This is a genomic window from Agrobacterium leguminum, from assembly GCF_005144435.2.
Taxonomy (GTDB): domain Bacteria; phylum Pseudomonadota; class Alphaproteobacteria; order Rhizobiales; family Rhizobiaceae; genus Agrobacterium; species Agrobacterium leguminum.
On record NZ_CP120212.1, the window covers coordinates 715954 to 739258 of the forward strand.

Genomic DNA, 23305 nt, shown 5'->3' on the forward strand with positions numbered 1-23305 from the left:
GGTCAGAAAGACCTACGCTATATCCTCCTTCAATGATTCCCGCGCTTTGCAGTAATTGTTATCAATTTTTAGTGCGGTCAGAATACGCACGGTTTGCCGGTCTCCTAACCGCACTATCATATACGCTTGCTCGCATACTTGCCCTGCTAGGCTACAAGAGCAGAACCCGAAGGTGCGGACTATCGATACTTCCTAGGCGTTGGTAATTCGTGGCCGCGTCTCGGGCCCACTACGATATTGATCTCCGTGCCCTACAAGCGGCTTCGAATTCTTCTGTGAAAGCCAATAGTTTGTCCAAGAGCTCGACGTCGATGATCCTCGTGCCTGGCGGCGTCTTGCGGCTCACTTTCAATGCGAATTCATCTAGCTGAAACGCCGGGCTATCAGCCAACCGGCGGATCCACTTTCCTAGAAGCAGGACCACCTCCTCATGCTCGGAAGCTAGGGAGTCGCCGCTGGCTTCTGCTGGCGTCATGTGGCCGATGATCTGCTTCAGGACATTGTTGCGCTGCGTCAGCTCGAAGATGATGACCTTAAGACGATCTACTATGTTGGCCGTTCCCACCTCCATAATGGAAGTATCGATCTCGTCCACCCCTTCACTGGAAAGAGGGGGGTCAGCGTCGATGTTTACTACGTCATAGTATGCCTCCCTCCATGCGTCGAGAATGTTCGAGTACGTATTGTAAATCGTCTGATAGGCAGGAAAATGGGGATTTAAATTCCGGCCTTCCTCCGTGACGGCCAGGGCCGTTGGCTTGATCGGCGTCCTTCGCTTGACCAATGCAGTGCAAACGGCGTTTACGGCCTCGGCGTTACGCTTCTTCCTGCCGTCGGGGATGAGATCAAGTATCCCTGCCACCTTGTTTTCAGCGGCAAGGATGATGCGCCTTGTCCGGGACGGCTTCACACCGACATCTCATTCGTCAAGAGATTTCGCTCGGGAGTGGCTCCGACAAGTGGCACCGCGCTCGACAATGCAACGTCGATTAGTTCACGCACTTGCTCTTTTAATCCGAGGTCTTGGAGACGGAGACTACCATCAATCAACCGTTGGATGTCATCCGCCGGCACTTTGGCGTCGATAAAGCTGGCGTACTGGTCCATAGCCCTCCGGCGGTGACTGTCGGAGATGTGCGTCAGCAAAGAAGGGGGACGCACATCAGAGTGCATCGCGATGAGCTCCAAATACCTGTCCCGTTTCCTCTCCACTCGTTCGTCACCCAATATTGTGTGAACGCGTCCATGCGCGGTAATCCAGACTGATTGCTTGAACTCTGAGATCTCTTCAAATTCGACTACCGAGGTGCGCGGATGAGCGATCAGAAGCACTTCCCTCTCACCGGCGGACGTTTCTTCGAGGAGGCGCTGGCTTGCGTTGCACAATAGCTCGACGTTGAAGATCGAATTCTCGACTACCACCAGTTCGTCGGTCACTTGCAACAAGTCAACCTGGAGTTCGTTAGTCTGGTTTTCGAAATACGCCTGCGTGATCTTCGCGTCCCTCAGTGCCACCTCGTATGCGCCAACAAGGTCGTTAATCCGATCCTGCTCCTGAACAAGGTATTGGCGCCGTTCGCAAAGCTTGGTGCCATATGCGGCAAGCTCCATGAGGAATGGAGGGCCGCTTATGAAGTGTCTGCACATGATGCAGTTTCGCCTTTCAACTGGACCATATACGTTCTTCTCTCCCCCTCCGCTCACTTCCTTGCGTAGAAGCTCTCCGCCATCTCCACATCGTGTGCCGTCGAAAGGGCATATGCCGATAGCGACGCTGCAGAACTGAACCTGCGATTGCGACACGTAGGCTTCAGGTATCGCTGCCGAATGTAACGACACAGACATTCCTAACGCTTGGTCGAGCGTCGCCTTTTTAAGGTCATCTATGTACTGACGCTGCCCTTCCGCGTTAGCAACTGCCGCCTCGATCGCGTGAGCGATTTCGAGGGCGTGTGGTTCGGTATAATATATCGCCATTCTCATTGATTTGTGGCCGGCAACTCTCATTACAATGTCGAGCGGCATGCCCCCGCGGCGAAGGTTCGAGAGCCCCCTGACCCTAAATCCGTGGATGCTGTATCGATACCGGCCAGGTTGCTTCGATTTCTCGTGTAGCTCGACAAGCACTACGGGATTGCCGGGGTGGCGCAGGTTCCATCGGCGTTGAATTTCCTGGAGGATCCAACCCCAGGCCCGGTGCAGTTCCGTGTAGGTGACGACCCGGCCGTCATAGTCGTGGTACTTGTTCGGGAAGAGGCGGGCTATGGGTATAATGTCTGGCATTTCCTCCAAGGTGACGTCGGGGCTCCTTGAGGAAGCGTCCACATATTGCTTAGGAGTTATATGCTGTGAGATAGGATTGTATTTTTCCTGCCACTTCCTGAGGTCCCACAGTATTTTATGCACCTTCGGAATAAACCAAGGAAGAATATATGGTTCACCTGTCTTGTTTGTATTCACGTTGATGCCGACGATGGGCTTAATGTGATCGTAGACTTCGCGAGCGTAGCCACGGGCATGACTCTTACTCGTACCTTCTCCATTAATACTTTTCCAATACCCTGCTATTGCTCCCTCGTTATCCTCCCACTCCATGGTGTCCGCATTGAAATTGACCACGTCGCCTTCACCCGAATCAAGGCGACGTATTTGGACCATCCGCAAGGGGATCTCCAGCATCACCTGAAACAACGACGGAATGACGGGACAGTAGATCGAACGCCTCTTGCCACCGATAATGACTTCCTCATGGAAATGACCTGACTTTCCCGGCCACCCGGCGGCCCCCTCCTCCAGCACCTCACGCATGATCGGAACGAACTTTTCTGCCAGAGGCCTGGCGCGAGCGCTATCTGGCTTCGGAAGGCTCTTAACTTTATTCTTGAGCTTTGCGAGTTCCTTCTCCGTGACCAGATCGAACATCGTCTGGCCGGAAGAACTGTCAAACAACTGTTCAGTGATGCTGAGGGAAATTTTCCTAGCCGCATTGACGACCGTCAGGATCGTCCTCGTCACCTGGCCATTGTTCTTTCTCACCATCCAATCGGTGAACGTCGCGGGCCGGTCCTTTTTATAGATGATTTCGAGAACCGACGAGCACGACAACTCAAGCTTGAGCCAGCCTGCTATGTGCTGAAGTGCCGACTGCGCGTCCGGCGGCCTCATCCTAGATGTTTCCATAAAAACCCTAAAATAGCCGAGCAATTCCTGATCCAACGCGTCTTTTGAGTATTGAAAGGCATGAAAGCCAGGATTCGTGCTTCCCGAAGGCCGGCGGTGCTTCCTCGCCTTCTGGAGCAGACTGTCGTCGTTGAAGATCTTCGAGAGCGCTCGGATGACATTCGAGACGCACTGGACGGATACGTCGCCAACGCCGAGGATCTTACGGTTCCAGTCTGCGCCATCCGGTGTTCGGAAGATGTCAACGACCGCGTGAATGAATTCGATCGGTGCCTCCGAAATCGACGTCAGGCCTGCCGCCGACATCGTGAAGACGGCGAGAATGCGTTCGATTGTCGAATCGTACGTGGAACGGTCTCTGACCTTGTCGATGAAGTCGAAGGCGCCTGCTTCGTCCAGAGCTTCACGCAAGCTCCATCCGAGGTCGGAACCTCTGTTGATGTGAACGCATATGTCCCTGTGGATCGGCAACTCAAAGATTGAGTAAGGCGACAAACACACGCCTTCGTCATAGATCGTGTCCGCTGCCAAGAGATGTTCGGCGGTGATCGGCGCCTTTGCCGATAGTGATCTGATCAACTCGATAGCTGCCCGTCCATTTGGAGGAACATGCGGGGTGCCATCAAGTGCACGGTCCTCTTTCGACAGGTTGAGAAAGATTTCGGTGCCCGAAGTGGACGTGAAGTGCGCGCTCATTGCTCGGTGTCCTCATTTCGGGACGGTGCTGCTCCTCGCGTCGAAGGCCGTGCGCTTGTAGATAGTTTCCCGCCGACAGTTGCCCCAGATGTGCCATTCAATTCCTGGGGACGGCAGCGGGGTATACCGGGGGATACAAAACCATGAGTTCGCGAGAACACCTCCACGCTGTCTATGGTTTGCGAGTCATCAAGACCTTTATCTTCATTCGTCATGACATTCTCCTCGTCATACTGCTGGTGGGATATTTTCAAACTGCGACATGAACTCATTCCTAAGGTCGTGGAATGGCGGGTCGGGCCGTTCGCCGTGTCTCGCTCTACGAAGAATGTCATTGATTTCGGATGGCGTGAGGCGCGTATATGCCTTGTGGGCGTCCAACGTCCTGTGATGCATGCACCTCTGGATCACCGTTCCATCGACACCGGCGCTATAGAGAAACCTGCCGTAGAAATGACGCGCTCCATGAGGCGTGTTCCCATTATGCTTGCGCATATGAGCCATGTTTGGATCTTGCACCCGCCGGCCGAAGCCTTCGACAGCGGTCTCCCAGGCGCCTTCGAAGGCTTCGATGGTATAGGGGTCTCCCATCTCTCCGGTACCCCAACCCTCGATCTTCCTTGGATTCACAAGGAGGAAGGGATGATCACCTGCCGAACGCGGTCGAGCCGCCATGATCGCGGGCCTCGTGACGAAAATATATCTCTTAAGCAACTCGGCTGATCGGTTCCGGATTGGATCTATGGGGAGCCAGAAGCCGGGCGTGCCTACCCCGTCGCCTGACATACCCTTCCAACCGGCTTCGTTTCGCGCTCCTTCGTCTTCATTGCGGGGCAGCAACCCGAACTGCCGAAGGTACTCTCTCCGAGTGATCAGTCCACCGCGTCCGTCCATTACCTTTCCTTCTGCGGGGTGGTGGAAAAAGACCCAGGGAACATTTTGGACAAACTGGACATCGGTAACGTACAGGTGGAACGGTTCGCTTTCACGAAGCCCAAGCCCAAAGGTCAGATGTGCCACGAGTTCGGCTTCGTAGTTTCGATCTCCGCGAGGATCCATGAAGCCATGGCGCAGGAAGGGCATCACATGCGTCGACGGAAAGGTGGGCACCGCGTCCTCGGAATGTGGAGGCTTCCCGGACACGAACGGATACGGATGAGAAGGATGCCGCGGCACACCCTTCAAGTGGCCGAGTAATGAACTCTGCCAACGTATCTGGAGCTCGATAGCGAGCCGAAGGGCCACGCTTGGGTGCTTCCCAATCTCCTCAGTGGATCCGGCTGCTGCCCACCTTGAGTTCGAGTCATCTTCACGTAACCATCTAAAGAAGAGGGTGAGTGACGAGAGTAGTACGCCGGCTTGGCGGCGTCCAAGTGGCTTCCAATGGAGATTCGTACCGTCTTGCAGACGCCCGCTGCTGTCCAAGGCGGCGGTTCCGTGCACGAGCGCGACAGCTAGACCGCGAAAAAGGCGACGCTGAAGCTTGCCCTGCACCTCCCACTCATGAAACCGCTCCGTATTGGACATCGCCATGGCATAGTCGATTAGCAGACCCATGGCGCGCGAGGCGTTCTTCTTCCATTGAAATGACATGGCCGACCGATCCTCGAAGTACTCCAGGATCGGCTCGAAAGGTTCCGGCCGGACGCCACCATTACCGTCCGGAGTTAAGATATACAGTTTAGGAAGTCTGCGGGGGCCGCTCTCCGTTCTGACCATCTGCTTGACTACGAGATGATGGAGCCCACGCTCGATATTTGTCAGATCGAGCTTTCGCTTCGATGGCGATATATTTCCAGACGCTTTCTTCATTTTAGTCTCGCGAGAATGGACGTACGCGGGCAAAGCGCGGCCGGAAGCATTCGCGGGCGCAACTTCGCGCTGGGCGGACTGGCGGCGAGCGAGCGATCGCTGCTTCAGTATTCCCAGTGTGGCGTACGCACGCGCTGTCGGCCGCTGATTCGCCGGCGGCGTCCGAGAACGTAGTTTATGGGATATGTTGCTCATGCAACGCCGCCACAAATGATGACGAAAGATCGTCATCATCTGCGGAAACAGCCGCAAATGCTGGATTGCACGCAGCCCACGGACCGTCGGATGAAATCCGATCAAATGGGTGGCGTAATCGTACAGGTAGTGTTAAGAATGCCGCATGTGGCCTCCTTTCCGTCGTAGGTTTGGGTGTCTGCTGTCGGGGGGTTGCGTTCCAGCGCGTCCCCCCATTTCATTGCCCGCGAATCATGCGGTAGGTTGAACATACCGGCCGTTCTGTACGCGTACAACCCCTTACGCACGCACCTGGAGATCCGATGCTGCAGCCGGAAAGCGCCTTGCTACAACTGGTAGAACGGCTTGAGGAGAGAGTACGCGAGAAGGAAGCAGAACTTGCTGAGTTCGAACGTCGCGCTCAGGAGCACATCGACGCCCTAAAAGAGGACCTGGCTAGAAATAGGAAGCGTATCGAACTGTTCCGGAATGAAATGACCGCAATGGAGACGGAAGCCAGCCCAGTCAAACCATTCGACTTCATATCCACGGCTCGCAAGGCGCCTGCCGTTCCGTCTGACACTACCGGTGACGAGGCAAGCCAGTCGGCCCGCATCCGGGCCGCTGCGAGGCTCATCCTCGCAGAAATGGGCCGCCCCATGATGCAGGCGGAAATCCAGTCCGAGATGAAGAAGAGGGGCATCCACATCGTCTCGACGCGGCTCATCGAGCTCATTCGCGCGGCGCTCCGCCGAGGGAAGGAATTCAAGCACATCAAGAATGAGGGCTGGATTCTCTTGGATGCCAGCGACGATCAGGGAAATTCGTCAGTCTGAAGCCGCTGATGAGCAGCGATCCACCCACGTCTTGTCGCAAGACGACTACGCTGCTTCCGGTACCAGGCCGAGACGTCTGATTTCTTCAATGATGATCGGATTGAGCTTGAAGTCGGCAAGAGGCGCATCTGCCAGCCACCGTCTTGCGGCGCCGACGTTCATGTTTGGATCGTGCTTACGGAAATGCGGTTCCAATGCTGACGCGGATATCCTCGACAGACCGAGCTCCATGAAGGACCATCCTGACCGCGTCGCGACGCCAAGTTCGAGGGCTACGGGAAAGTCGAAGATCTTCACCGCAAGCCTCGCCATGTTATTTTCCGTCAAGGCAAACTTGAGAACGTCCACGTAGGCCTTGCCGAGCTGCACGTACTGAAATCGTACTTCATCCTCGATCATGTCGAAGGTGCGCCGGATTGTGGCATCGATATCAACCGGCCGCTCGAGGTTGCCACGCTGCTTCGGCGTCAAATCGTCGGCGTTGAGCAGGGCTTGAGCGAGTTTCTTATCGCGCAATTGCCGTGCACGCCGGAGCTGAAGTGAGATGAGCTTCGGATACGGGACGCCTTTCATCCAGAGTACGGCCATCCCGCCAACCGCGGCATGGTAGGTGCCTGCTGCTATCGTCGTCCTGTTCACCTCTCGCTGAACTATCTTGAATATCTCCTTGTAGACGTCCTTGGCGCCGTCGTCGTGCGGCTCCGGCGGAATGAGGCCGTCGACATTTCCCAGTTCGATCTGCTCAATGAAGAAGTCATAGAGTCGGCGCAGACCATATGGATCGACCGTCCAATTAGTGGTCAGCAGCGTCGCAGGCAGCTCGATCCTGTCATTTGCCTCGAACGCAGCAGCAACAAGGCTCCTTCTATCGTCTTCGGCGACGTCAGGAAGTGCTCTTTCTACGAACTCGGATACAGTTCCGATGGCGGACTTCGTTATGAGAAGGCCGGCGGCAGCCCGGACACGAGGAGAAACCTCGTCACGTCTGCCCACCTTGGGCATTTCACCCTGTACTGCGCGCACGACGTCCTGAAAGCGTTCTTCAACGACACGTTCGAACGCAGGAGCGATCTCGAACGGCACGAAGGCATCCAGCGGCTTCACCTCCCAGTCCTGGTAGTCGACGAGAAACACGTTGCCCACAATGTCCTTGTTCATCCGACCGGCGCGACCAGCAAAGTTCCACAACTGCGCGGGATCGAGAAGTCCCGAGTTTCCGCGTTTTGGGGTGTCGATGAAGACGTTTCGTGCTGGCAGATTGACACCTTGGAACAGGGTCGTAGTGCAGGCTAGGAACTTGATGACATCCGCCTTGAAGGCGGCTTCGATGCTCTCCCGGAGAAGCGTCGGCATCTTCCCGTAGTGGAACGCGACACCTCGCCGCACATGCTCGGCAAGGCCGTACTCCTTGTGGACGTGGTCTCGGATGAACAAGGCGAGGTCGTCCACGGCGCTGTCCTCGACCATCGGCAGACCGTCCGCCAACTTGGACGCGACGGTCTCGCTCCTGTCCGCCCCTGTCGCGTAGACTAGCGATCCGCCGGTAGCTCCGAGTTCGAGCGCGATTTCAGCGAGACGTGACGAAGGACGGTCGAAATTCCGGTCACTTTCGCGCGATCCAAGTTGCGCCGGCCCTTCTGGCGTCAGGAGCTGGAGGTTCAGAGAATGCGCGTCCTTTCCTTTGCGGACGACGATCCTGTTCTGCAAGACCGTTGGCAACTGCGACCGCTGCTCATGGAAATCGTCCTTGCCGAGCGACTGGGCAAGCTTCTGGAACCCGCCTGCGCCGGGGGCGAGGAGCACCATCCTTGTCCGCTCGTCCCTTGCTAAGACCTGCTCGAGGCACTCCTGTAGAATCATGCCGCGGGGACCGTCCGACAGGTTCTGCGCTTCGTCGACCACCACCAGATCGAAGGAGCTGACATCGGCGGCGAGGAGAAACTGGAATCTTTCCTGTGTCAGGATATAGACGTGCTTGCGCGATGACAGGTCCGCCGTCGGCACCGTGGAAATGCGAACGTCTGTCCGGTGCGCGAGGCGCTTGTTGATCTTGTCGTGAACCTCTGCAAGCAAGGCGCGCGTCGGCGCTATGTAGACGGCGTTGAATTCCCTTCGAAGTTCGGCCAGCCTACATAGATGTTCTATAACGAGGAAGGACTTGCCCGCTGCGGTCGGCGCCGATATCGCCACCGCCGCATTCGCCGGCAGGCTGTCCCAAGCCTCTTTTTGAAAGTCGGTAAGCGCAATCTGGTCTGATCCGATCCGGATGCTGTTCATGGCTCGAGAAAGACCTCTGCCCAGACCGTCGAGCAGCCGTGGGGCGGGCTGGTCGGGGAAGTGCCGGTATGCGTAATCCGCCGCTGGAAAGTTACCCAGCTCCGTAAGCAGCGCGATACTCCGATCCGCGAGATCCGGGTGGTTCTTCAGGAGAAGCGTATTTAGGGCGATGGACTGCGCGATCCGGCGGTAGGAAGTGTCCTCGGTTTGGGCGAACACCCTTGCGCAGTAGTGGAGTTTCGCCATCTCCTCGTCGCTCGGCTCCGGCTCTTCCGAGTTTTCGGCGCTGATGGCCGCCGCGGCCGCCGACGTCTCAAGACGCAGCATTATCGCCCCAAAAGAGACATGGCTGACAAGGCGGCTGGCAAGGTCGAGTGCAAAGCTCACGCGTTCTCCTCTTCCTCCACGATCTCGGCATGTTCGTCATCGGGAATATCCGCAGGCGGTGGTAGCCCCATTGCCTCGTAGAAGTCGCGCCGGAGCTGGTTGACGTCCGGGACGGCGAGAAAGAACACGAAGCACTTCGCAGGATCCGCGCCGTTTGCCTTCAGATGTTTCAGCGCAGCCTTCCGGAATCGTTCGATGTCGGACCGAAGCAGACCAGCGAAGTGGTCTTCATGTTTCTCAAGCGGGCCGGGACCCACCGGAACTTTGTTGGCGTAGTTCTTTTTCTCGGAGTAGCAGATCACGCCAACATACCGCTCGCGCGGCTGCAGATGCCGTTGTTCCATGATGTTGAAGTAGCCGAGTGCGGCTTCGCGCGCGTCTCCCGAGAGGGAGTCCAGATTTCCCAAGTCGGAGACGATCTCGTACTCGCGAAGATACTGCTTGCGGTCGCTGAGGAACTCACTGGCGGACTCAGCATAGGCTTTCGCCCCGGCATTGGCGGCGTATGAAAGCTTCGCCTCGAGAAAGAAGACCGTCATCGCCCCTGCATCGAAGGTGGCGTGAATACCGTCCAGCCCGTGAACGGGCATATTCGGCGACGTCTTTAGAGCCATCTTCGCCGCGACCTGCGGAGCCTTTAGAAGATGCTGCACGAGTACATATGCAATCACTTCACCAACTTCGCTGGACCGCGAAGGGTTCTTGGTTGAGTATTCCATGAACGCGGACTTAACGACGCGCCAGATTTCCAACGACATCGAAGGATCGACGTCCATCGATTCCTTTAGTTTCTTCTGCTTGCGGCGAGGCAGAGCGTAGAAGAAGCATTGCCTCCATAGGAATGCAGCAAGATCCGCGACAAGCGGAACGTCCTCGTTGAATCGTGGATGCAACAGCGACGTCGGCGGCAAGGCATTCGGATCGAATATGTGCTCCACCGCGCAACGGATGTAGCCGTCGACGTCCGAAGGATTGAGCAGCGTCTCTAGCGCTGCTGCGAGATTATTATCGGCATGTGCCACGTAGAATGGTTCCACAACATGATTCGAGCAGAAGTGTATTACGAGGAGCTTGAACTTGCACGCGCACTGCCACCTGTTGATTGCATGCGAATCCTCTAATAGATCTGCTTGATCACAAGGAATTCGCGATGGGCGGACATTTCGATGCCTCGACTGACCTGCTTACGTTGCTTGGTCACCACGGGTTCGGCGACGAGATCAAGGAGGCGATCAGGAGACCTGACGGAGCCCGTTTCCTTCGCTGCGCCTTCCAGGTCAATCCATTCGAGTATGCCGCTCGGCATTCCGCCGTCGCCAACACCTACGCCACGGAGGTGGATTATAACAAGGCGATGGTCCGCGCCTGTGTGGCTGCTGGCGTGGGGGTCGTCGGCCTCACCGACCATTTCCGCGTTTCGTCGGCAGCGTCCCTCTTGGGAGCACTCGAGGCTGCGGGCATCGTCGTCTTTCCAGGATTTGAGGCCAACTCTAGCGAAGGGATCCATCTCCTTTGCCTGTTCGAACCGGGAACTGCCCTTGGAACGATCGAACGGCACATCGGCGCATGCGAGATCGTCGACCACACCGCGCCGTCACCGATCGCCCGAAAGACCTGCGAACAGATCTTGCAGTTGGTCGCCGATACCGGCGGCATCTGCATAGCAGCGCACGTTTGCAGCGCGAGCGGTCTCCTGACGACGTTGAAGGGTCACGCCAGGGCGCAGGCATGGAAGTCCAAGCATCTCCTTGCGGCCGCAATCGCTGGACCGAGAGGAGATGCTCCGCAGACCTGTCTGGACATTCTGCGCAACAACGACGCGACTGCGAAGCGGGACCGTCCGATCTGCATCGTGAACGCAAACGACGTGACCTCACCAGAAGGGTTCGCGGACAAAAGCTGCACGACGCTGGTGAAGATGAGTTCCGTTTCCATCGAAGGCCTACGGCAGGGCTTTCTCGACTGGGAATCGCGGATCAGACTCAATACCGATCCCGACGAGGATGATCACAGAGAAATCGTCGCTATAGGTTGGGCCGGCGGACTTCTCGATGGACAGTCTTTACGCCTCAACAGCGGCTTGAACGTGCTTGTCGGCGCGCGGGGGGCAGGCAAGTCCACGCTGATCGAGAGCATCAGATATGTTCTCGGTGTCGAACCTAAGGGCGAAGAGGCGAGACGAAGCCATGGTGCGATCCTCAAGCAGGTGCTCAAACCAAGTTCCGTCGTTTCGATCGTGATCAGACTGCCTAAGCCTTCTCCGCAGTACTACCTGATCACTCGCATCATGGGACAGTCCCCGGTCGTCTACGATCAGGCTGGAAACCGTGTGCCCGACGTTTCCCCCGCTGATTTCATCGGTGATGTCGAGGTGTTCGGCCAGCACGAGATTTCGGAACTGACGCGGCATCCTGACAAGCTTGCCGAGATCCTCCGCCGCTTCACATCGGCGGACGCGGACGTCGGCGACGAGCGGAGAAAGATGCGCGACCGTCTCCAGAGATCTCGTAGCTCGATCGGCGCCCTCAAGTTGGACCTCAGTCAAATAGAGGAGCAGCTCGCCGCCCTGCCGGGGCTGAGGGCGAACCTTTCTCGCTTCGCTACTGCCGGCTTGGAAGAACGGCTGACCGAGAAAACGAGTTTCGACGCCGAAGCTCGGATTTTTGCAGCGGCCTCAGATTTAGTTGCCAACATTTCGACCATGGCCGAGGAGCTTAGGTCAGTAGAAGAACCTCGGAAGATGACCCCTGGCGAGGACGTCGATCTTCCGAACAGGGAACTGCTGGAGAGACTGAACAAAATGGCATTGGGTATCGACGAGGCTCGCCGCAATGCAGCCGCCCTTCTGTCTGCCGCTGCGGAGGCTGCAGAACTGGAAATCGCGGCGGTGAAGGGCGACTGGGATCCGTTAAACACGGCCGCGGAAAAGCGGTTCGCAACGCTGGTACGAGAACTCGAGACCGAAGGCCACGAGCCGCGCAAGTTCGTCTCGATCAAGAACCAGGTGGAAACGTTGAAGCCTAAGGAAGCCGAGAGAGACGTGCTAGTCGCCGAACTGATGTTGGCACGAACCAAGCGCGAATCCCTGCTTGTCGAATGGGAGACCTTCAAGGCAAAAGACTACCGTGCTCTGGAAGCTGCCGCCCGCAAGGTCTCCCAGAGGCTGACCGACCGCGTGCGCGTCCGGATCAGACAGAACTCGGACCTCGGACCGCTGGAGGCTATCCTAAAGCATCGTGTCGGTGGCAACCTGACGCAGCCTCTTGAAAAGCTCCGACTCCGCGACGCCCTCGCTCTCACCGACCTGGCTACCGCCGTCCGCGCAGGGTCACAGGCACTCCAAACGACCTACGGCTTCTCGATCGTCGGCGCGGACAAGATTGCGCAGCAAGGGGATGCCCTCGCACTTGAGATCGAGGAGTGCGACCTGCCGGCAGAAGCGGTGGTCGAACTAAATGTGGGGCCCGAAGGCGCACAGACGTGGAAGCAGCTCGATGAGTTGTCGACCGGCCAGAAAGCGACGGCGGTCCTGCTTCTTCTGCTCCTGGAATCCAACGCTCCCCTGATAGTGGACCAGCCCGAGGACGACCTTGATAACAGGTTCATCGCCGACAGCATCGTTCCTGCGATGAGAGTGGAGAAGCGCCGCCGACAGTTCATATTCTCAAGCCACAACGCCAACATCCCGGTTCTTGGTGATGCCGAACAGATCGTGGGTCTGAGGCCTGTCATCGACGGCGGCGTCGAGAGGACGGTCATTGACAAAAACCTGTGTGGGTCCATCGACGTCCCGGAGATCAAGGATCTCGTCAAGAACCTGCTTGAGGGCGGGCAGCGTGCGTTCACCACCCGTCGCGCCAAATACGGCTTTTAGTCGGGAGGTTCGATAACGGGCTGGAGGCGTTCCAGTCAGAGCCTCCATGAGGTCAGCCTAATGGTGCGCTTAGCGAGTAGCTCCGACGTCATCTGCAGCAGCTTCTCTCGTTCAAGCCTCAGATGATCTTTAACATTTCTCCACTCCTCAAAGAGGATTTTTCCTATCTCTTCTGACGTCTCACCTGACAGCCTGTGACTTCGCTCTAGCTGTCTCCGCTCCGCATGGAAATGCGGAACCCGTCCCATTCCCCACGTAGCGACCATCAATCGGGCGGTCCTCGTCGCGGAGTCGAGATCTGATCCGATGTGGCCTCCCGCACCCGTGCTCTTGTTACCCAGCTCCATTTCCTCCGCAGCGAGACCCGCCAAAGAAATTCTGATTTGCGCTCGCAGAACATCTTCGGTGGGCATCACCAGATCTTTCGTTTCGTAGCGGACTTGGCCCCCAAGCTGAGCCGTCCGATCTTCGAAGATCGTATCCGCCAGTTCAATTGTCACCTCTCTGATGAAGTCGCACGACATAGCAGCGATGGCGTGCCCGCACTCGTGCACAGCGACGCGATAAAGCACGTCTTCAGGAATACTGACCTTCGCAGGCATGCCCGCTTCGACGTCCACAAGGGTCACGTCACGGCCCGCTGAACGAGCAGACCTCTTTATCGCCCTCGCGACGCGCTCCAGATCCGCCGGGCTGAAGTCTTCGAGCCGGTCTGTCCAGCGACGAATCCTTTCAGAGCCGAAGTTCCCGAGATGATAGGAAAGGATATCTGCTCGCTCCTCCCGCGTCGGCAAACCCACGAAGATCTGGCGTTCGAAGCGCCCGGAGCGGAGCACTGCGGGTTCGATGTCATCGACTCGGTTTGTCGCAGCTAGCATCACGACTCCGGGAATATCGCGGCTCGTCAGTTCTAAGAACGTGTTGACGACCTGAGTCTCATAGTAAGTATTTCTGCTGTCGTGTTCGCGGTTCCCTATCGAGTCGAGCTCGTCGATGAATAGAAGCGCCCCGGACGTGGACGCGGCAGCCTTTTCGAAAGAGGAACGCATCGATTTTAGCATGTCGCCTAGATAGCCTCCTCCTGCCGACTGCCACTGGCCCGCCGACGTCGAGACGAAAGCCAGTCCCAGTTCGGCAGCAAGTGCTTCTGCGCACATCGTTTTGCCCACGCCAGGCGGACCGATCAGAACCGCCGCCCTGTCGACGTTTGACCACTCGAGCTTTCTGGCCCGCCAGGCAGCCAGATCGGTAGCAAGTTCTGACGCCCAAAGACGGACCGATACGAAGCCCGGCAACTCCGAAAGCTTGGGGACCGAGACGCTTGATTCCTTTTCTCCTTTTGGTGTCTGATAAGTCGCCTTGTCCAGTGACTGACGGCAGAGCAGAGCATCGATCTCGTCCCAGCTTCCATTCGCCACGCGGCGGGCTGTCTCCGTGTCGACTTTGCTCCGCCCGGTCAGCTTTCGAATAGCCTGCACATGTCGTGGTGTTGGATTGTCAACATACAGGATTTCGTCCGCTGCCATCCTTGCCTTAGCTGGAAGAACGTCGAAGCTGTCCGCAATCACAATCGTCTGTGCCGAGTATCGGAGGACGTCGAGATCTACCTTCCTCTTTGCTCCGCCCTCGATGGTTACGACGCGATGCCTCGACGTCTCGGCATTGAAAAACGCTTGACGCTGACCGGAGAGGAGAAGTTCTCCCGCTCGATGAAACCGTCCAACCCACTGCTTGTCAACAATGACGATGATCAGGCCGGGCAGGTCGCCGCGAAACTGGGCAGTATGGCGGAGGGTTCGACGGAGCACAAAATAGCTCAGCATGACTCCCGGCCGCTTGCGGAGCTCCTTGAAGGCACCAGCGGTGATCCTGTGCCTCATTTCTATGACCTTCTATGCTTGGCCAGGCCGGCGCGTGCAAGGATTCGGATTGACATGATTCGCCCTCTCTCAAATATCGATCAGCGATACATTGCTTAATGACGCCGATTCGGATCATATTTTCGCCGATTGATGTCTGATTTACGAGCGTGTTGTCAACAGTTTTGAATCCTGAAATTGATGGCGGATGGAGACCGTGCACCGCCTTCTTCACGCGGCAAGGGAAGCCCTTGACCTCAGTCAGACTGACGTCGCGAAAGCGACGAGCGTATCGACGCGCACCATCCACAGAATGGAGAGTGAGCAAGGAATCGTTGGATTCGATATCCTCGGCAGATTGCGGAGCCATTTCGAAAGTCTCGGGGTGACGTTGATTGCACCGGTAGAGCGAGAAAAATGGGCTATCACTTTCAGCACCGAACTCGCGCCTCCGCCAAGCCCAGATGCTGCAGACGATCTTTACCACCCGGTGCCCGGCCGCGTTCTCAGAGCGGCGCGCGTACTGGCAGGGCTAACTCAAGCTGAGCTCGCTGCTCGTTCTAGTATTGCCCATACGACTGTGCGCCGTCTTGAGAGAGGCGGAAACGTCGGTGCTGAAAAAGTCTACTTGCTACAACGAGCCATCGAGGAGCAAGGGGTCGAGTTCTTGAAGCCTCTGCGGGAGAGACCAAGCTGGACGCTCCGGCGATGATATGACGTGCGTCCCGCGAAGAAGGAGCCTGCCCCATTGGCACTTTCTCGGAGTTGAATACGAAGGTGGTAGCCACTTCTTCCACCCTGGTAAGCCAACTTGAAAGTCGCCGTCACACGCGCCGCGGCAAAATTGAACTCAGTCTCGGTTGCTAAGCTACTCTACAAGCCCGGCCGATGGCCGGGTCCAAATCGGCTTCGCCGAGACGGTCGGCCTGCGGCCGGCTCTCTGAGTCAAAGGAAGCCGGTGATCTCGGGCCGTACATGTGGCGATGGCCCGATCACCGGCCCTTTGACAATAACGGAATGCGAGCTTTGCTCGCATGACTCTTCCCCGCCTAGCGGCGAGTGTTCGATCCCCTAGAGAGATCGAACACAGACCAGTCCACACTTAACGGTAAACACCGGTAAGGAATACCTCGCCCCTAGTTGAGCACAGGATTCCTAAGACAAATTGGGGGTTGCGCCCGGAAACGACGCAATCGATCTGCTCAAAGTCGGGGAAAGCTTCGCTGGTCTTCCAGCATGCCAATCCCGAGCCAAGCTCCGGAGAAATCCGGTGAAGGTGTAGAGACTGGATGGGCAGCACCTAAAGGCCGCAAGGCCCATGGTGAAGGGACAGTCCAGACCACGAACGTCTTGCCGGCAAACGGCGGGACGGCGGCGAAAGCCGAAGCGGTATGAATCCTGGGGTCGGAGGTTCGAATCCTCTCGTGGACGCCATTTTCCTGTTTTATTTGCTATCGAAAATGCAAGGCGCTTTCCCTTGTCCGCTTGTTTCGATGCTGCTCATCTGGCGTTCAGGTGACGCTTCTAAGCCTACTGCGCCTGCGGAAGGCTGCTCGCAACGATGCTGGCGTCGAGCGCTTCATAACCCGCAAGGTCGATCAGATCGTAGAGTTCGGCGCGGGTCTGCATCCTGTGGATGGCATCTGTTACGGCTCCCTCACGGGCAAGCTCGGCATAAAGCTCCTGCTGCGCCTTGTTGGCGACCCGGAGCGACGAGACCGGCCAGATAACCATTCGGTAGCCGAGCGCCTGCAGCGCGTCGGCCGTCATGGGGGGAGAGCGACCGAATTCCGTCATATTGGCCAGAAGAGGAACGCCGTCCACAGCGGCTGCGAACTCGGCGAACATGGCCTCGGTCGTCAGAGCTTCAGGGAAGATGGCGTCCGCTCCGGCCTTCACATATAGACGAGCGCGGTCGATCGCCCGTTCCATTCCTTCATCGGCCACTGCGTCCGTCCGTGCGACGATCACGAGAGACCGTCGGGCCCGGGCCGCCGCCGCAATCTTTGCGGCCATGTCCGCAGGGGTGGCGAGCTTCTTGTCGTTCAGGTGACCGCATTTCTTCGGCAGGACCTGATCTTCGATCTGGATGGCCGCCGCGCCGACCTCTTCGAGACGATGCACCGTGTTCATGACATTCAGGACCTCGCCAAAGCCGGTATCGCCGTCGACCAGCAGCGGAAGACCCGAAGCCCTGACGATCTGGCGGGTGAAGAACAGCACGTCCTCCAGCGTAAGGATGCCAATATCGGGGAGCCCCATGGAGGCGCTCATCGCCGCTCCAGACAGATACAGCGCCTTGAAGCCCGCTGTTTTTGCCTGGAGAGCCGCAAGGCCATTGTGCGCGCCTGGCATTCTGACGATGTCAGGCGCGCACAAAAGGAGGCGCAACCTTTCGCCTGCCGACGTTAGATCCTGATCCGTAGGCATGAGATAATTCATTCTGATCAATCCATCTGCAGAGATGTTTTCTGCCGCCACTTCGCGAGCCTCGGCAAAAGCAGCGGAACGAGAAGAACAGCGGCGGCCATCCCCCACAGGGTGACGGAAATCGGGCTCGACCAGAGGATGGCGACGTCTCCGGCAGAAAGAGACAGGGCTCGCCGCAGGCTTTGCTCCAGTATCTTGCCGAGCACGAGACCGAGGATGAGCGGCGCCATCGGCACACCGAGACGGCGCAGAACATACCCACCAACCCCGAGGGCCACCATCAGCACAAGGTCAAAAGTCGTGGACTTGCCCGAATAGACACCAATCGCGCTGACGACGACGATGAACGGCACGAGTACCCAGGCCGGAACCGAAAGCATCCTGGCGAAAACACCAACGAGCGGAATGTTGATCGCCAGAAGGATGAAGTTGCCGATGAAGAGCGAAGCGATAAGGCCCCAGACCAGGTCAGGTTGCGAACGGAAAAGCGCCGGGCCCGGTGTCAGGTTATAAAGCGTCAGAACGCCAAGCATGATCGCCGTCGTACCGGAACTGGGGATGCCAAGCGTGAGCATGGGAATAAAATTGGAATTGGAAGCGCTATTGTTGGCTGCCTCAACGGATGCAAGGCCGCGCATGTCACCCTGCCCGAAACGGCTTCCCTCGGGATCGTTCTTTTCAACCACGCGCTTTTCTGTCGTATAGGCAAGCGCGGAAGCGACCGTACCTCCGGCACCCGGCAGAATGCCCACGAAGAATCCGATCAGCGATCCGCGAAGCGCAGCCATATTGGTGAAACGCATCTCGGCCCGATTGAAAAGCGAGCGACCCAATTGCTCGATACGAACGGTCATGCCCCCGTGCATGGTGTCGAGCATGATCAGCAACTCGCTGATCGCGAACAGACCAATGACGACGGTGGCGAACTGGACACCATCGACCAGATTTGGCGAGCCGAAGGTGTAGCGATAGACCCCGGAGTTGGCATCGATGCCGATCGTGGAGATCGCGAGGCCCAGCCCTATCGCAAGCATCGCCTTCACCGGCTGATCGGTAAGAAGGCCCGTCAGGCAGGCGAAAGCGAATACCATGAGGGCGACATATTCGACCGGTCCGAATGCCAGTGCCCATGTCGCAAGAATTGGAGCGGCAACCACGATGCCCAAAGTCGCGATAGCCGAGCCGACAAAGGAGGTCCAGGCCGAGAGGGAGAGCGCGATCCCGGCTTTCCCCTGGCGTGCAAGCGGATACCCCTCCAGAGCGGTCATCACCGCCGAAGCTTCGCCGGGCACGTTCAACAGGATGGCGCTGATCCGGCCCCCATATTCGGAGCCGATATAGATCGCCGCCATCAGGATCAACGACCCCTCCGGAGGCAATCCGAGGGCAAATACCACCGGCACAAGCATGGCGACAGCGTTGATTGGCCCCAGGCCGGGAAGAACGCCAACCATCGTCCCGACGACGGCGCCAAGGGCGGCAAGAAGGAGGTTGGCAGGCGAAAGAGCAACCCCAAATCCATGCATGAGATAGTTGAAAGTATCCATCAGACGATGCCTCCGAATGGACCAGCAGGAAGAACAACCTCCAGAAGCCGGTCGAAGAGCAAATACGACGAAACGGCCAGCACAACGCCGGTCAGCGCGCCCTGCCACCATTTGGCTCCGAAGATCATCGCAATCGGGATCATGAAGATCGTGGTCGCGATCACGAAACCAAGCGATTGGAAAAGAAGGGCATATCCGGCAAGACAGCCAGACAGGGCGGCGATGGCAGCGATGGGTCCCGCCGGCTCGGCGGCGGATTTACCCGGCTTCAGAAGCAGGATGACACCGCAGAGCCCGATCATCGCTGCCGCGATGATCGGAAATGCACGAGGTCCAACCGGTTCATAGGCAAAGGGTGCCTGTAACCCGTATCCGAACATGAGCATGATCGCTGCGACCGCGATTGCGGTCGCTCCCAGAAGACGGTCGGTCATCATTGTTCAGGCCCTTATTTGGTCGTCGCGAGACCGAAGTCGGCGGCAAGCTTCTTGTAGGCAGCCACCTGCTTCTCAACGAAAGTCTTCGTTTCTTCGCCCGTCATCGGAAGAGGAAACAGGTTCCGCTTCTGAAGCTCGGCGGCGTAATCGGGAGACTGCATGGCCTTGGCAAAGACATCGGCCCACCACCGGTAGTCCGCCTCGGTGACCTCGGGGCCGACATAGAAACCGCGCACAATCGGCCACTTGATGTCGAATCCCTGCTCGATGGCAGTCGGCACTGGCGAAAGCTTGCCGGGAAGACGCTGCTCCGAGAAGATTGCGAGCAACTTGAGCGGCGCGCCGCCATCGATTGCCGCCTGGCTGTCGCCGACGTCGTTCATGCAGATATGGACGTGTCCCCCCTGAAGGGCGGTCGCACAGTCTCCACCGCCTTCAAAAGCAACAAAACGCATGGCTTTGTAATCGATACCGGCCGCGCGGGCGGCCATCGCGGCTTTCATCCAGTCCTGGCTGCCGATCGTGCCGCCGGCTCCAATGATGACGGACTTCGGATCCTTCTTGATCGCTGCCATCAGGTCTGTCAGGGACTTGTACTCGCTGCTTTCCTGGACGACGACCGCACCGTAATCGGTGCCGACGCTTGCAACCCAGCGGACGTCCTTTTCGGAATATGCGCCAAATTTGCCCTGGGCGAGATTCAGAAGCGATCCGGCGGAAAAGGCCACAATGACATTCGGCTCCGCACGGCGCTGTCCGACGATGGCATTATAGGCAACCGCGCCGATACCGCCAGGCATATAGGAAACGCGTATGGGGGACTTCACCGCACCCGATTGCTGAAGCGTCGCCTGCGCAAGCTTGCAGGTAATGTCAAAGCCGCCGCCGGGCTGGGCAGGAGCGATGCATTCGGGATTCTTGGGTTCGGCATGAGCAATCGTCGAAGAAATCGAAAATGCTGTAAAGGAAAGGGCGGCGCCGAGAGCGGCGCGAAATGCGAACGTCATTGATGTTCCTCCAGAAAGTGACGCAGACCTCCTATCTGCGAAGCACCCCGTATATCGCTCTCAAGCTTTCAACTGGCTTTCAGTCGCCAGTGGCAGGCGAATGGAAACCACAAGGCCAGTCCGGTCCTTTCTATTCCGGACCTGCAGCGAACCACCGCTGGCGCGGGCGACGGTCAGCGCAATAGCCAGCCCCAGGCCGCTGCCGCTTGCTGCCCGATGTCCGCTGCGGAAGCGTGTTCCCGCATGGGCCAGTTCGTCTTCCTCCATGCCCGGACCTTCATCCATGATGTCCACAACAACCCATCCATCGTCGCGCAGGAGCTTCACCGTCACCAGGCTGCCCTCGGGCGAATATTTGACCGCATTGTCGAGAACGTTCATCATCGCTTCCTGAAGAAGCCCCTCATTGGCGCGGATGACCAGTCCATCGTCGTGGGCGTCTATCGCGCAGTCCATGCGACGGCTGCGGATTCGGGGCCACAGCATCCTGACGCTCTCGGCTACCGTCTCGGCAACGTTCAGGGAAACCTGCGGATATGTTTCCGTACCTTGGGAGGTCCGGGCCTTGGCGAGCGCGAGAAGCTGGTTCGTCGTTCGGATCGAACGATCCAGGACGTCCTTCGACGACTTCAATGTCATGCGGATGTCGTCGGGGTTTGCCTGGTGCAGCGCGTAGTCGATCTGGGTTCGCAGGATCGTCATCGGGGTCCTGAGCTGGTGCGAAGCATCATCCAGGAACCGTCGCTGCTGTTCCGCCTGCTCGACATTCCTCTCCATCAGCCGATTCATCGCCTCCACGGCCGGGCGAACCTCCTTTGGTAAATCGGCGATCTCGAGCGGCCTTAGATCGTCGGGTTCGCGGGCGTCGATCGCCTCCCGCAGCCTGTTGAGCGGTTTCAGCGCCATAAAGACGCCGATGCCGATAAGCATTCCCAGAACCACAACGACGAGAACGTCACGAAGGATGGCGCGGATGATCAACTCGTTCTGGAACATGGTGCGCGACAGTTTCGTCTCGGCAACCTGAATGGTGATCTGCGTCCCGTCCGGCTTAACCGGATCGAGCGGCCGGCTGAGTGCTCCGACGCGGATTGCCTCGCCGAAATAGTCGCCGTCATGGAAGCGAAGCTCGCCCGGCAAAAGGTTCTGCGTCTCCGGCAGGAGGACATCGCCGATCTGGACGAGGCCGTCGCTCGTGGACACGTTAAAATAGACCTTCCCCTGCGCCGTCAGCTGGAAGAACTCGAAAAGATTGTAAGGAAGCTCGACCCCGATACCTCCGCTTTCCGTGGAAATGTTTGCATCGATCGCCCTGACTGCCCCGGCAAGCGATCGATCATAGGCGCTATCGGCCATTTCCTGAACGGTCGTCGCACTGAACCAAAGCGTGGACGTCATTGCCAGGATGATTGCCGGCACAATCCAGAGACCGAGCGTGAGGGCGAGCGGACGTCCGGGCTTGCCGGACCTTCCTGCGCTGCTCATGCCGCGCCCGCTTCGAGCACGTATCCCAGTCCGCGCAATGTTCTTATCTGAACCGAGTTCGAAAGCTTCTTCCGCAGTCGATGCGCGATGACTTCGATTGCCTCCAGCTGGATATCGGCGTCATAGGAGAACATCCGGTCGACAATCTTCTGCTTCGACATGGGTTCGCCCGCATGCTGCACGAGGATACGAAGGAGCGAGTGCTCACGAGGCGTCAGGTCGAGCGGATCGCCACATAAGGTAAAGCGCTGCTCGGCCGAATAATAGGTAAGGTCACCGCAAGAAAAGGTGCCCACATTGCGCCCATGGGCTCGGCGCACCAGCGCTACCAGCCGTGCCTCCAGTTCCTCGATCGCGAACGGCTTGGCCAGAAAATCATCCGCGCCTTCATGAAGCGTGCCTATCCGTTCGCTGAGGGTGTCACGAGCGGTCAGGATGAGAGCCGGCGTATTGTCGCCGCGAACTCTCATTGCGGAGAGAACGGCGCGTCCGCCCATCTTCGGCAGCCCCAGGTCCAGAATGACGGCGTCGAACTCCTCCTGCCGAAGCCGCTGGTCGGCAGCCGTTCCGTCATCCGCCCAATCGATCATGAACTCGTAGCGCTGCTTCAGCGCCTTTATCAGCCACTGAGCCAGCTCCGCATCGTCTTCGACCAGCAGTAGTTTCAAATGTAAACCTCCGCTTACATGGCCTCATGGCCAGCTTTGGCGCAAGATGAACCAAATCATCGTCTGCCTGAAACCGGGACCGATCACCGTTTCTCGCTGATATAAAGATAACGATCCACGATAATTTCGCTTTCCCCAAGCGGTTTCTGATAAATTTCTTTTCTGTCGTGCACCCGTTCCGCAACCCTTTGCGAAGGGATGTTTTCAGGCGTGGTGATGCTGACCACTCTGGGCAAACCAAGGTTGTGAAAGGCATAGTCGCGGCAGGCGATGGCCGCTTCGGTTGCCAAACCCTTGCCCCAGAAACCGCGCCAGAGATGATACCCTATCTCTGGTTCAAGGCCCGCAGGGGTCTTTTGCAGCGTAATTCCACAATCGCCGATGACCTCTCCCGAGACCGAATCGACGACAGCCCAAAGACCGAAGCCATGTCGGCTATAACTATCGAAAGCCAGTTCCTGAAACCAGGCGAGGGTTTCCGAAGGTGACCTGGTACTCGGATAGAACTGCATGCAGTCCGGGTCAGCGTAAATCCGGCTCAATGCGGCCAGATCAGCACTCTCGACTTTCCGCAGATGTAATCGTCTGGTCCTTATGATGATCGACACGCGAACCCCTCCAGCGCCGTGCCGCACC

At 57.8% G+C, this 23305-nt stretch carries 16 protein-coding genes and 1 tRNA gene; 4 read left to right on the forward strand and 13 right to left on the reverse strand.

Features of this window, described 5'->3' with window-relative positions; translation table 11 throughout:
- Window positions 1-229: 229 nt before the first annotated feature.
- The 3 genes from CFBP4996_RS17790 to CFBP4996_RS17800 form a co-directional block, all read right to left on the reverse strand.
- Window positions 230-910 carry a hypothetical protein gene (locus CFBP4996_RS17790; RefSeq protein ID WP_080854359.1) on the reverse strand — a complete coding sequence of 227 codons (681 nt, stop codon included), beginning with the start codon at window positions 908-910 and terminating at the stop codon, window positions 230-232.
- Window positions 907-3876, reverse strand: coding sequence for a VPA1269 family protein (locus CFBP4996_RS17795; protein WP_080854358.1), 2970 nt, complete (start codon window positions 3874-3876; stop codon window positions 907-909). Before CFBP4996_RS17795 ends, CFBP4996_RS17790 begins: the two co-directional genes overlap by 4 nt.
- A gap of 228 nt (window positions 3877-4104) precedes the next feature.
- Complete coding sequence (locus CFBP4996_RS17800; protein WP_162936078.1) at window positions 4105-5688, reverse strand: site-specific integrase; 1584 nt, start codon at window positions 5686-5688, stop codon at window positions 4105-4107.
- Between the two features lie 497 nt (window positions 5689-6185).
- Here CFBP4996_RS17800 and CFBP4996_RS17805 point away from each other — a divergent pair, with 497 nt between their 5' ends.
- On the forward strand, window positions 6186-6698 hold the full coding sequence (locus CFBP4996_RS17805; RefSeq protein ID WP_080854356.1) for a hypothetical protein: 513 nt from the start codon (window positions 6186-6188) through the stop codon (window positions 6696-6698).
- A 45-nt stretch (window positions 6699-6743) separates the two neighbouring features.
- Here CFBP4996_RS17805 and CFBP4996_RS17810 read toward each other — a convergent pair whose 3' ends face one another.
- Together CFBP4996_RS17810 and CFBP4996_RS17815 are read right to left on the reverse strand one after the other, a co-directional pair.
- Window positions 6744-9362, reverse strand: coding sequence for a DEAD/DEAH box helicase (locus CFBP4996_RS17810; RefSeq protein WP_080854355.1), 2619 nt, complete (start codon window positions 9360-9362; stop codon window positions 6744-6746).
- Window positions 9359-10384 carry a HamA C-terminal domain-containing protein gene (locus CFBP4996_RS17815; protein WP_162936077.1) on the reverse strand — a complete coding sequence of 342 codons (1026 nt, stop codon included), beginning with the start codon at window positions 10382-10384 and terminating at the stop codon, window positions 9359-9361. The genes CFBP4996_RS17810 and CFBP4996_RS17815 overlap by 4 nt, the downstream gene beginning before the upstream one ends.
- A gap of 128 nt (window positions 10385-10512) precedes the next feature.
- Between CFBP4996_RS17815 and CFBP4996_RS17820 the strand changes: the two genes are divergently transcribed.
- Complete coding sequence (locus CFBP4996_RS17820) at window positions 10513-13236, forward strand: TrlF family AAA-like ATPase (protein WP_080854353.1); 2724 nt, start codon at window positions 10513-10515, stop codon at window positions 13234-13236.
- A 35-nt stretch (window positions 13237-13271) separates the two neighbouring features.
- On the opposite strand, the gene CFBP4996_RS17825 is transcribed toward CFBP4996_RS17820, so the two are convergent.
- A complete protein-coding gene (locus CFBP4996_RS17825; protein WP_233283564.1) occupies window positions 13272-15059 on the reverse strand; it encodes an AAA family ATPase in 1788 nt (595 codons plus the stop codon).
- Window positions 15060-15303: 244 nt separating this feature from the next.
- Here CFBP4996_RS17825 and CFBP4996_RS29550 point away from each other — a divergent pair, with 244 nt between their 5' ends.
- Entirely contained in the window at window positions 15304-15807 is a 504-nt protein-coding gene (locus CFBP4996_RS29550) for a helix-turn-helix transcriptional regulator (protein ID WP_080854351.1), read from the forward strand.
- Between the two features lie 625 nt (window positions 15808-16432).
- A tRNA-OTHER gene (locus CFBP4996_RS17830) sits at window positions 16433-16529 on the forward strand.
- Window positions 16530-16625: 96 nt separating this feature from the next.
- On the opposite strand, the gene prpB is transcribed toward CFBP4996_RS17830, so the two are convergent.
- From prpB to CFBP4996_RS17865, 7 genes are all read right to left on the reverse strand, one after another.
- The gene (gene prpB / locus CFBP4996_RS17835) at window positions 16626-17537 is read right to left on the reverse strand and encodes a methylisocitrate lyase (RefSeq protein ID WP_080854350.1); all 912 of its coding nucleotides are present in this window, start codon (window positions 17535-17537) and stop codon (window positions 16626-16628) included.
- Between the two features lie 5 nt (window positions 17538-17542).
- Window positions 17543-19072: a tripartite tricarboxylate transporter permease gene (locus CFBP4996_RS17840; RefSeq protein ID WP_080854349.1), complete on the reverse strand. Its 1530-nt coding sequence runs from the start codon at window positions 19070-19072 to the stop codon at window positions 17543-17545.
- A complete protein-coding gene (locus tag CFBP4996_RS17845; RefSeq protein WP_080854348.1) occupies window positions 19072-19509 on the reverse strand; it encodes a tripartite tricarboxylate transporter TctB family protein in 438 nt (145 codons plus the stop codon). Before CFBP4996_RS17845 ends, CFBP4996_RS17840 begins: the two co-directional genes overlap by 1 nt.
- 11 nt (window positions 19510-19520) lie before the next feature.
- The gene (locus tag CFBP4996_RS17850) at window positions 19521-20516 is read right to left on the reverse strand and encodes a Bug family tripartite tricarboxylate transporter substrate binding protein (protein ID WP_080854347.1); all 996 of its coding nucleotides are present in this window, start codon (window positions 20514-20516) and stop codon (window positions 19521-19523) included.
- A gap of 60 nt (window positions 20517-20576) precedes the next feature.
- Entirely contained in the window at window positions 20577-22001 is a 1425-nt protein-coding gene (locus CFBP4996_RS17855) for a sensor histidine kinase (protein ID WP_080854346.1), read from the reverse strand.
- Window positions 21998-22669: a response regulator gene (locus tag CFBP4996_RS17860; RefSeq protein ID WP_080819427.1), complete on the reverse strand. Its 672-nt coding sequence runs from the start codon at window positions 22667-22669 to the stop codon at window positions 21998-22000. The genes CFBP4996_RS17855 and CFBP4996_RS17860 overlap by 4 nt, the downstream gene beginning before the upstream one ends.
- An 83-nt stretch (window positions 22670-22752) precedes the next feature.
- On the reverse strand, window positions 22753-23277 hold the full coding sequence (locus CFBP4996_RS17865) for a GNAT family N-acetyltransferase (protein WP_080854345.1): 525 nt from the start codon (window positions 23275-23277) through the stop codon (window positions 22753-22755).
- Window positions 23278-23305 lie beyond the last annotated feature (28 nt).

What these genes read in the sequence shown, in the direction of transcription:
- CFBP4996_RS17795 (WP_080854358.1), bottom strand. Translation starts at nt 3,876, where the DNA reads ATGAGCGCGCACTTCACGTCCACTTCGGGCACCGAAATCTTTCTCAAC.
- CFBP4996_RS17800 (WP_162936078.1), bottom strand. Translation starts at nt 5,688, where the DNA reads ATGAAGAAAGCGTCTGGAAATATATCGCCATCGAAGCGAAAGCTCGAT.
- CFBP4996_RS17805 (WP_080854356.1), top strand. Translation starts at nt 6,186, where the DNA reads ATGCTGCAGCCGGAAAGCGCCTTGCTACAACTGGTAGAACGGCTTGAG.
- CFBP4996_RS17820 (WP_080854353.1), top strand. Translation starts at nt 10,513, where the DNA reads ATGGGCGGACATTTCGATGCCTCGACTGACCTGCTTACGTTGCTTGGT.
- CFBP4996_RS17825 (WP_233283564.1), bottom strand. Translation starts at nt 15,059, where the DNA reads ATGCTGAGCTATTTTGTGCTCCGTCGAACCCTCCGCCATACTGCCCAG.
- CFBP4996_RS29550 (WP_080854351.1), top strand. Translation starts at nt 15,304, where the DNA reads ATGGAGACCGTGCACCGCCTTCTTCACGCGGCAAGGGAAGCCCTTGAC.
- prpB (WP_080854350.1), bottom strand. Translation starts at nt 17,537, where the DNA reads ATGAATTATCTCATGCCTACGGATCAGGATCTAACGTCGGCAGGCGAA.
- CFBP4996_RS17840 (WP_080854349.1), bottom strand. Translation starts at nt 19,072, where the DNA reads ATGGATACTTTCAACTATCTCATGCATGGATTTGGGGTTGCTCTTTCG.
- CFBP4996_RS17845 (WP_080854348.1), bottom strand. Translation starts at nt 19,509, where the DNA reads ATGATGACCGACCGTCTTCTGGGAGCGACCGCAATCGCGGTCGCAGCG.
- CFBP4996_RS17850 (WP_080854347.1), bottom strand. Translation starts at nt 20,516, where the DNA reads ATGACGTTCGCATTTCGCGCCGCTCTCGGCGCCGCCCTTTCCTTTACA.
- CFBP4996_RS17855 (WP_080854346.1), bottom strand. Translation starts at nt 22,001, where the DNA reads ATGAGCAGCGCAGGAAGGTCCGGCAAGCCCGGACGTCCGCTCGCCCTC.